Source organism: Pseudovibrio sp. W74, from assembly GCF_001623085.1.
In the GTDB taxonomy this organism is placed as follows: domain Bacteria; phylum Pseudomonadota; class Alphaproteobacteria; order Rhizobiales; family Stappiaceae; genus Pseudovibrio.
In genome coordinates, this window is record NZ_LMCJ01000017.1 from 450,951 (window position 1) to 460,970 (window position 10,020).

General features: G+C 50.8%; 6 protein-coding genes. 2 read left to right on the forward strand and 4 right to left on the reverse strand.

Annotation, left to right across the window (positions count from 1 at the left end; genetic code table 11):
* Positions 1-279: 279 nt before the first annotated feature.
* Positions 280-3,858 (forward strand): hypothetical protein, encoded by a 3,579-nt coding sequence (locus PsW74_RS13375; protein WP_063305835.1) that lies wholly within the window; start codon positions 280-282, stop codon positions 3,856-3,858.
* 60 nt (positions 3,859-3,918) lie between these two features.
* Here PsW74_RS13375 and PsW74_RS13380 read toward each other — a convergent pair whose 3' ends face one another.
* The 4 genes from PsW74_RS13380 to tpiA all read right to left on the reverse strand — a co-directional run bounded on the left by PsW74_RS13380 (position 3,919) and on the right by tpiA (position 7,842).
* Positions 3,919-4,773, reverse strand: coding sequence for a VOC family protein (locus tag PsW74_RS13380; protein WP_208987974.1), 855 nt, complete (start codon positions 4,771-4,773; stop codon positions 3,919-3,921).
* Positions 4,774-4,796: 23 nt separating this feature from the next.
* On the reverse strand, positions 4,797-6,425 hold the full coding sequence (locus PsW74_RS13385; RefSeq protein WP_063288989.1) for a CTP synthase: 1,629 nt from the start codon (positions 6,423-6,425) through the stop codon (positions 4,797-4,799).
* Positions 6,426-6,604: 179 nt separating this feature from the next.
* The gene (secG, locus tag PsW74_RS13390) at positions 6,605-6,970 is read right to left on the reverse strand and encodes a preprotein translocase subunit SecG (protein WP_063288990.1); all 366 of its coding nucleotides are present in this window, start codon (positions 6,968-6,970) and stop codon (positions 6,605-6,607) included.
* 122 nt (positions 6,971-7,092) lie between these two features.
* Positions 7,093-7,842 carry a triose-phosphate isomerase gene (gene tpiA, locus PsW74_RS13395; RefSeq protein WP_063288991.1) on the reverse strand — a complete coding sequence of 250 codons (750 nt, stop codon included), beginning with the start codon at positions 7,840-7,842 and terminating at the stop codon, positions 7,093-7,095.
* Between the two features lie 245 nt (positions 7,843-8,087).
* Here tpiA and PsW74_RS13400 point away from each other — a divergent pair, with 245 nt between their 5' ends.
* Positions 8,088-9,974: a SurA N-terminal domain-containing protein gene (locus PsW74_RS13400; protein ID WP_063288992.1), complete on the forward strand. Its 1,887-nt coding sequence runs from the start codon at positions 8,088-8,090 to the stop codon at positions 9,972-9,974.
* The last annotated feature ends 46 nt before the right edge of the window (positions 9,975-10,020 follow it).

Consider the following 10,020-nt stretch of genomic DNA (forward strand, 5'->3'; position numbering starts at 1 on the left):
GACAACCGGGCAACTGAAGCTTTAATTTACTTTATTTTAATATAATGTCATTCCTCACGCAATTAAGTGTAATAAATATCAATAACTCAAAAAGTAATAGCAACATCAACTCAACAGACGCGGCCTCTAATATTGTCAGTTATGCGTATTGTATAATGTATATATAAACTTGAACTCCATTTGATTTAGAATTCGGCAGCACAATTTCAGCGAGACGTTGTCTTCTCACTCAGAAAAGTCGCGCTAACGTCCTGTTCCAGTTTGCAAAGGGAGCCTTGCATGCCGAATACCAGAACCGGTGAACCTCAAGCGCTTCCAACCAATCAAACATCACCTGAACAGGTGCCAGAGTTGGAGAATAGGTCTCAACAAGAGGCCGGTTCAACAGCACCAAACATCAGCCAGCTTATCATCGAACTTCCTGATAACATTGAAACAACCTCAGAAACGCCGTTAGATGGCCAACCACGTGGCATGAACCTGCTTCTGAATGAGATAGAATGGGATCCTGTCAGAGAAATTCTGCTGCTGCCATCAGGCCTGGAGCTTGCAAACATCCAGACCGCTAGTGGCACCACCGAAATCACCCTGGCAGATGGCACACGTCTGATCATTGAAGGTCACAGCAACAATCCACCTTCTATTGAGATTGAAAATCAACTCCTCACTGCGCAGGAAATTCAAACAGCATTTGCAGCTGCGCGAAACGCAGAACCAAGTGCAGGTCCAGAGACCTCATCAGGTACATCAAGCGTTTCTGAGCCCTCAAGCGGTAACAATGAGCCTCAGTCTCCATTACCTGCCAACGATGAGCTCATTGGCAGCGGAAATGATTTCGAACCAATCTCAATCGTCGTCCAGCCGGCTTTCCCAATCACACCGCTCCTGTTGCCCTCTGAGCGCGATGAGGAGGTTTTAGAACGTGATTTAGGAGATGGCGCCTTCGAACCTGATCAACAAACCACATCCACGCCAGACCTATCTGATCCGCAAGTGACACCTGCTTTTTACGCAGGCAACACTGATGATGTATACGAATCCGGCCTCGCGTCTGGCACCGAAGCAGGACAGACCATCACTCAAACTGCCGGACCGATGAATATCCAGAGTGGCTCTTCCCCGCTCCAGACACTCGAGGTTTGCGATCCCTCACAAAATATCTGGATAGATGTCACCAGCGGCGGTCAGATCACCACGCCCCACGGCACCTACACAATCACAATTAATCCAGATGGAACCTACAGCTGGGCCTACACACTCAACACATCAGGTGATCACAGCAACAACACGCCGCAGGATCTGCTGAAAGTCCGCGTGACCAATGAAGAAGGCAATCAGGCAACTGGTGACATCACCATCAACATCATCGATGACGCACCTTTGATTGATATCACAGACACACCAGCCTCAGTCGCAGAGGGCAACACTTTAAACGGCACGTGGTCACTCAACCCGGGCGCTGATGGCGTCACACAGATCACTATCTCAGTGCCCGGAGAAGTCGACCAGACTATTTCTCTTTCCGGCAGCACATCTGCCACCTTCACGCTTCCCTCAGGCGCGCTCACCGTCAATCCGGATGGTACCTACTCCTTTGAAGCTACGACCAATCTCGATAACGATGATCCGCAGGAGCAAGCCTTCACCATCACTGCAACAGATGCTGATGGCGATACAACAACTGACACACAGACCATCACCATCACCGACGGAACCTCACCGACACCACCAGACAACTTGCCCGGTGAAGCGGTGGATCTGATCCTCACAGTCAACGAAGCAGCCATTGATACAACGCAGGATCAAAATGATCTGGCTGTTGGCAGCACCACAGGCTCTGATCCAACCAGCACAGCCGAGACAGACATCTCCAGTACCCTCACCTTCACGGCAGGCTCTGATGACCTCTCCACATTCGCATTTGGTGATCCTTCAGGCATTACAATCACCAATGGAGATGCTGCTCTTAACCTCAGCTGGGCAGTCTCAAATGGCCAACTTATCGGTTCAATCAACGGCACGCCTGCAATCATTCTGGCACTGGATGCTTCAGCCATCCCAGCAGGTCAGCAAGGCTCCGTCCAAGTCACAGCCACACTGACAGATGCCTTTCCCCATGATGCCAGCGGAAATCCCATCAAGATCAACGGCATCACCATAAACGCCTCAGATCATGACGGAGACACAGTCACCGCCGACATTCAGGTCAACATCATTGACGACGCTCCACAACTGGACATCGCAGACACGCCAACCTCAGTCGCAGAAGGCAACACCTTAAACGGAACGTGGTCGCTTAGCCCCGGAGCTGATGGCGTCACACAGATCACTGTCTCAGTACCCGGAGAAGCCAACCAGACCATCTCGCTTTCCGGTAACACACCTGCCACGTTCACGCTGCCGAAAGGCATACTCACCGTCAATCCGGATGGCACCTACTCCTTTGAGGCTGCTACCAATCTGGACAACGACGATCCGCAAGAGCAAACTTTCACCACCACCGCAACAGATGCTGATGGCGACACAACAACTGACACACAGACCATCACGATCACCGACAGCACAAATCCCTTCGGTGGCGACATTATCGCATTAAGTCTTGATGAGAGCGCTTTGGGAGATCAGATCGGCAACAATGAGCCGACGGGCGATGTGATTGGCTCAAACCCAGCAAGCACGGCAGAAACACAAAGCGATACCCTGAGTTTCACAGCTGGTTCAGACAATATCATCAGCTTCACGATTGGAGACACATCCAATATTGAGGTCCGTGATGACAGCGGCGCTGTTATTACCTCCATCAACTGGGCCCTTTCAGCTGATAAACAGACACTCACAGGCTCAATTAATGGCCAAAACATTATTCAGTTGGCCCTGACAGGCTCATCCATTGCAGCTGGATCCACGGGTTCAGTTCAAGTAACTGCCACACTGCTTGCAGATTTTCCGCATGTGACCAACGGAACCAGCGATTTCACAATATTAGGTGTCTCTATTGTCGCAACGGATACAGATGGCAGCACTGCTCTAGGCATCACCAACATCTCAATCAAAGATGACAATCCAGACATCGACATCTCAGACACACAGAACGTCGTAACTGAGGGAGAGACAATCAGCGATACATTCTCCCTCAGCTCTGGCGCGGATGGGTACGCGCAAGTGACCGTCTACACAGACGTAAACGATCAACACATCGTCAATCTGGCTCCAAACACACAAACCACGCTCTATACGCAGCAAGGTGAACTCACCATCCATTCAGATGGCACATGGGAGTTTACCGCCAACACAGGGCTGGACTTTCCCCAAAACCAAACATTGCAGTTTTTCATTTCAGTTGAAGATGGTGATGGCGATACAGATACGGATAGCCATCTCATTTCCATCAAGCAGGCAGCACCACCTATCCTCGGCACATCTGGGAATGATGTGCTTACGGGAACTCAAACCAGCGAGCTCATCAAAGGGCTCGATGGTGACGATCATATATTCGGCATGGAAGGGCGAGACAAGATTGCAGGAATGGCTGGCAGGGACACACTTGAAGGTGGAGCAGACAGCGATACATTTGTGCTCGATCTCTCCAATCTCACAATTGCAGATCTCATCACGGACTATGATTCATCTGGAGATGACGCTGATCGGTTGGATGTGACAGAATTGATTGGATCAGAACAAGTCACGCAGCAAAATGTGGGAGACTACTTCCAGCTATCAGGAGGCGTTCTGAGTTTTGATCAGGATGGAGCTGGAACAAACCACAACATGGTGCAGGTCATGGAGTTTTCATCTCCACCAGCTCAACTGGAGCTGATCGTGGATGAAAATCAGGCACCACTCGTTGTCACTGCATAACTCATCAGGCTCAACGCAAAGAAAAACCCCGAAAGCGATAGCCCCGGGGTTTAAAAAGGATCAGCTGCAGATCACGGCAACACCGGCCATTCGTTCTGGCTCAATCACCCAGAAATTACCGAATTTGCGTCCACCAAGTGCTTCAGCATATTCCCCAAAGCTCTCCAGATTCGCAGCAGAAAAGCCTAGGGCCGCCAGTTTAAGGCCTGCCCTGTTAGCAGGAGCTTTAACCCCATAAAGGCTCTCATAGGCACTTGGAGAAAGAACTTTGACCACCCCGCGAGATGTTTCAATCTCAACACCAAGACTGGAAAGCCGTGCAGTACGCTCACCAATAAACGCCTTTAGGAACTCATGATGGTCAGCTGGGTCATCTGCAACAAAAATGACTTCACTCAGATCGCGCACAGTGTTTGGATGGGATTGATACTCTGACTTCCAGAAGTTTTCCGGAAATTTGTTATAGCAGGTAAAAAAGCCAAGTTGCGCACTGAGTGGATCTGTCGTGAACGTCAGATCAAAGGCAACCTGACGCTCTTCACCTTCTGGAGAAACAGCAATCCGCTCAAAGGAAAATGGCGCGTACTCAGGAAGACCAGCAGCAACGTATGCTTTACGGTCGTCCGCCGCGCTCGTGCTGTCCATGACGAACATGGAAGCACCTTCTCCCTTCAGCAGGAAGTCGCGATTGAACGCGCCAAAGGAGAAAACACCTTCACTTGGTTCTGACAGCTCAGCATCTTCGCCAATCGCCAAAACCTCAAGAAAACTGCCATTCAGCTGAACGAGGCGATTTTCCGTGCCCCAAGGATGACGCGCAATTGGCGTCACCTTAAATCCGAGCTGTTCCCAAAGCCCTGCTGCATCCTGCAAAGAGTTTACAGCAAGTACAATGTGGTCGATTCCCTTGGTCAAAGTGTTTCCCCCAAAACAGCAGATTAAACCAGACGGCTATTATCGCGCGCAGCACCTACAAAGGAGGAGAACAGCGGATGCGGTTCAAACGGGCGTGATTTAAGTTCTGGATGGTACTGAACACCGATGAACCAAGGATGGTTATCAATTTCTACCGTTTCAGGCAAAACACCATCTGGAGAGGTGCCGGCAAAAATCAGACCAGCTTCTTCAAGCTTATCACGGTACCCGATGTTCACTTCATAACGGTGACGGTGACGCTCGGAGATCTCAGTGGAATCGTAAATCGCAGCAATCTTACTGTCAGCTTTCAGAACAGCATCATACGCACCAAGACGCATGGTACCACCCAGATCACCTTCTGCCTGACGCTGTTCTTTCTCGTTACCGCGTGTCCACTCAGTCATCAAGCCAACAACTGGCTCTTTGGCTGGGCCAAACTCGGTGGAGCTCGCATCAGCAATACCCGCAAGGTTACGCGCAGCTTCAACAACAGCCATCTGCATACCAAAACAGATACCGAAGTAAGGAATGTTGTTCACACGTGCATAGTGTGCAGCAGCAATCTTGCCTTCAGAGCCGCGCTCACCAAAACCACCAGGAACGAGAATACCATTCACATTGGCAAGGAACTCGCTTGGGTCTTCTTTTTCAAATGTTTCAGATTCAATCCACTCAAGATTGACCTTCACGCCATTCGAGATTCCGCCATGCACAAGCGCTTCAATCAAGGACTTATATGCGTCTTTGAGAACGGTGTACTTGCCAACAATCGCAATGGTGACTTCACCCTCTGGATTGAACAGAGAGTTTACGATGCTCTCCCAACGGGAAAGATCTGGAGCCGGAGCACCTGTGATGCCAAATGCATCCAGAACCTGCTCATCAAGACCTTCCTTGTGGTAGGCCAGCGGCACTTCATAGATGCTCTTCGCATCATATGCCGGAATAACAGCTTCTTCGCGTACGTTACAGAACTGAGAAAGCTTGCGGCGCTCATTCTCTGGGATCTGACGATCACAGCGCACCATAAGAATGTCTGGCTGAATACCGATAGAACGCAGCTCTTTAACAGAGTGCTGTGTCGGCTTGGTTTTCATTTCACCAGCACTTGCAATGTAAGGCAGCAGTGTCAGGTGGATGTAAACAGCCTGTCCGCGTGGCAAATCATTGCCCAGCTGACGAATAGCTTCAAAGAACGGCAGACCTTCGATGTCACCAACGGTGCCACCAATCTCACAAAGCACGAAGTCGTAGCCTTCGTTGCCATCCAACACGAAGTTCTTGATCGCGTCAGTCACATGAGGAATCACTTGTACGGTACCGCCGAGGTAATCACCGCGGCGTTCCTTCCCAATAATGTCCTGATAAATGCGACCAGTGGTAATGTTGTCCTGCTTATTTGCCGGACGACCCGTGAAACGCTCGTAGTGGCCAAGATCCAGATCGGTCTCTGCGCCATCATCGGTCACATAACACTCACCATGCTGGTAAGGGCTCATGGTACCCGGATCAACGTTCAAATAAGGATCGAGTTTACGGAGCCGAACCTTATATCCGCGCGCCTGTAAAGCCGCACCAAGAGCTGCGGAGGCAAGTCCCTTCCCAAGAGAAGAAACAACACCACCGGTGATGAATATGTACCGTGCCATGGATCGCTACCACGTTTGAAAGGGTGGAATTTATCAAATAGGGAAGCACGCCGTGGTGGGTGCCTGATAATCCAATACCCTGGATAATTGAGTTATGTCTGAACGCACGAATGACGGACACTGCACAAGTGTGCGGTGCCGTCAGACGTATATTTCAACTGTTTCTGCTTTACAGCAGATTACTGAGCAGGTGGAACCTGCGGGCCAGTTGGCTGACTTTGCTGCTGAAGCTGGTCAAGAAGACCATTGCCAGCGCCCCCTTCTGTACCCTGCGTTGCTGAACCGGCAGGAACCTGATCAAGCAAAGAGCCTGGACGCTCGTCATAACGAGCCAACAGAGAAAGAGCGAGTGAAGTAGCAAAGAAGCAGACAGCAAGAATCGCAGTACCGCGAGTCAGCACATTAGCTGTGCCGCGGCTGCTCATCACACCACCGCCGCCACCGCCGCCAATACCCAATGCGCCGCCTTCAGAGCGCTGCAGTAGAACCAGTGCTACCAGCGCCACGACGACCATCAGGTGGATAACAATCAGAACGGTTTCCATAGGTATCCGTAGGTTTAATGAATTCGTTAGTCGGCCTTCTAACCGAATTTGCTGCGCCTTTCTACCCTAAAGGCGCAGCAAATTGGTGGACTGCTAAGAATATTATAAAAAACCGGCTATTATTAGCCGCGATAAGCTTCGGCAATTCCAAGGAAATCCGTAGCTTTCAGGCTTGCGCCGCCAACCAGAGCACCGTCAACGTTTTCAACCGCAAGCAGCTCTTTTGCATTGGTAGGCTTAACAGAGCCACCATAAAGGATGCGCATTTTACCGCCAACATCACCACCAAACTGCTTGATGAGAGTCGCGCGAATAGAAGCATGAACCTCAGCAACGTCTGCTGGAGTTGGCGTCAATCCAGTGCCAATCGCCCAAACTGGCTCATAAGCAATTACAGTGTTTTCGGCAGTTGCGCCTGCTGGTACTGAACCCAGAACCTGTTTGGTAACCACGTCAAGCGTTGTACCCGCGCGACGCTCGCTCTCAACTTCACCAACACAAACAATAGCAACAAGGTCAGCGCGGTAAGCAGCTTCAGCCTTCTCACAAACGTCCGCATCAGATTCGCCATGATCTTCGCGTCGCTCGGAGTGACCAACAATCACAAACTTGCCGCCTGCATCACGGATCATTTCCGCAGAAATATCGCCAGTATGCGCACCGCTCTCATTTGCGTGGCAGTTCTGTGCGCCAATCGCAATTTTGTCTTGGGAAGCCAACTGCGCAACCAGCAATGCAGGTGGACAAATCAGAAGCTCTACATTTTCGGCAAGTGCTGAGTCGTATCCCGCGCCCATAGCTTCCAGCTCTGTAGCTGAAGCCTTGGTGCCATTCATTTTCCAGTTACCAGCAACAAGTGGCCGATTAGTCATTTGATCCGTTCCCCAAATATGAATTCCAAATTCCCAAATGGAATGTGTGCTCACTAGCAGAAAAAACACTTAAGTCCCATAGCGGATTACCGCTAGTACGATGAACTTCGTATCTCCTGTCGAATCTCACAGCCTTTATGGCGTGTAAACTTGCCCCAGGGCGAAAGGAACACTATTATCCGGCGGCCTTGCATGTGTGCGCGGGGAGACTGTCCCTCGCCTTCAACAAGAGAACGGATAAAATTATGCTCGACGCGCTGCGTAATAGCGTAGGTTCCTGGTTTGCAAAGATCCTGATCGGCCTTCTGGTCCTCAGCTTTGCAGTTTGGGGGATCGCTGACGTCTTTACTGGAATCGGCTCCACATCTGTTGCCTCAGTTGGCGACAAAGAAATTTCGGCTCAGGATTTCCAACGAGCTTATTCACGCGAGCTCGACCAGCTGTCACGCCGCGTCGGCCAGCCTGTCACTCAGGAACAGGCCGCTGCATTTGGCGTACCAGCTCAGGTTCTGGGCCGCCTCATCGCCGAAGCTGCGCTTGATTATGAAGCATCACAGCTGCGCATCGGTGTATCTGATGAAGCTATTGTCAAAACAATTCAGGAAACACCAGCATTTCAGGGTGTAAATGGTTACGACCGTAATCGCCTGAGCCAGGTACTTTATAATCTGGGCATAAGCGAAGACGAATTCGTGATGCAGCAACAGCTCGTCGCAGAGCGTCAACAGCTTGCAGAAGCTGTTATCGGCGGCATCGTTGTGCCTAAGGCAATGCTCGAAGCCTTCGACAAATACGCAATGGAAGAGCGCACTGTTGAGTACCTCGTGCTGCCACAAAGCTCTTTGACAAATGTTCCAGCTCCGACTGACGAAGAACTCGCTACGTTCTTTGAAGAGAACAAAGGCAACTACAAAGCACCTGAATACCGCAGTGCCACTTTGATAGAGCTGACAGCAGACAAGATCGCAAAGCCGGAAAATGTGACTGAAGCGGAACTCGCTCAGGAATATGAGCGCACCAAAAACCGCTATCAGTCTCAGGAACAGCGCCGTATCTTCCAGATTTCCTTCCCAACCAAACAGGAAGCAGAAGCTGCTGTTGTTGAGATGGAGTCCGGCAAGACTTTTGAAGACCTCATGAATGAACGCGATCTGACTGAAAAAGACGTCAATCTCGGCCTCATGAACAAATCCGGCTTCCTTGACCAGAAAATTGCAGATGCAGCTTTTGCTCTCAAAGAAGGTCAGGCAAGCAACGTGGTCGAAGGTCAGTTCACCAACGCGGTCCTCTTTGCCAAAGAGGTCAAGGCAGCTGCAGTACAGCCTCTGGAAGACGTTAAAGACGAACTACGCGGTGTCGTTGCTCAGGCAAACGCAGCCGATGAAGTAGAGGACCTCTTCAACGAAGTCGAAGACGCACGCGCAGGCGGCAGCACCTTTGAAGAAATCGCTGAGCGCTTTGATCTGGCTCTGATCAACACACCTTCATTTGACGCTTCCGGCAAAAACGAAGCGGGCGAAACTGTTGATCTTCCACAAGCAAGCACACTGACCACAGCAGTATTTTCTACCGATGTTGGCGTTGAAAATGATCCACTGGAAATCGGCCGTACAGGTCACCTGTGGTACGAAGTGAAAAATGTCACCCCTTCCCGCGACAGAGAACTCTCTGAAGGGAAAGAAGCCGTGACTGCTGATTGGACAGCCAACCGCACGGCAGAGCTACTGGAAGAAAAAGCTCAAGCTTTGATCGCAGAAGTCGAAGCAGGAAAGCCTCTTTCCGAAGTCGCAACTGCCGAAGGCCTGACAACAGCCACATCTGCACCGCTCACCCGCAACGGCGGCATTGCGGAGCTTTCCGGCTCTGCTGTAACTGCAGCATTTTCCGGACCCAAAGGCACCGCCTCTCAGGTTCCTGGCAACAACGAAGACCGCATTCTTCTTGTCCTCACCGACACGACGTCTCCGGCCTTCATGACAGAATCTGAAAACGTGCAGCGCATTGACGCTCAGCTGACAGGTGCACTGGAAAGCTCCTTGCTCAACCAGTTCATCTCTCAGCTGGAGCAAACAGAAGGTGTCCGAGTAAATCAGGCAGTCTTCAACCAGCTGACCGGACTGGATCGCCAGTAGACAAATCCTTGTCGAAAACAAGCCCGCCACACTTATAAGTGTGGCG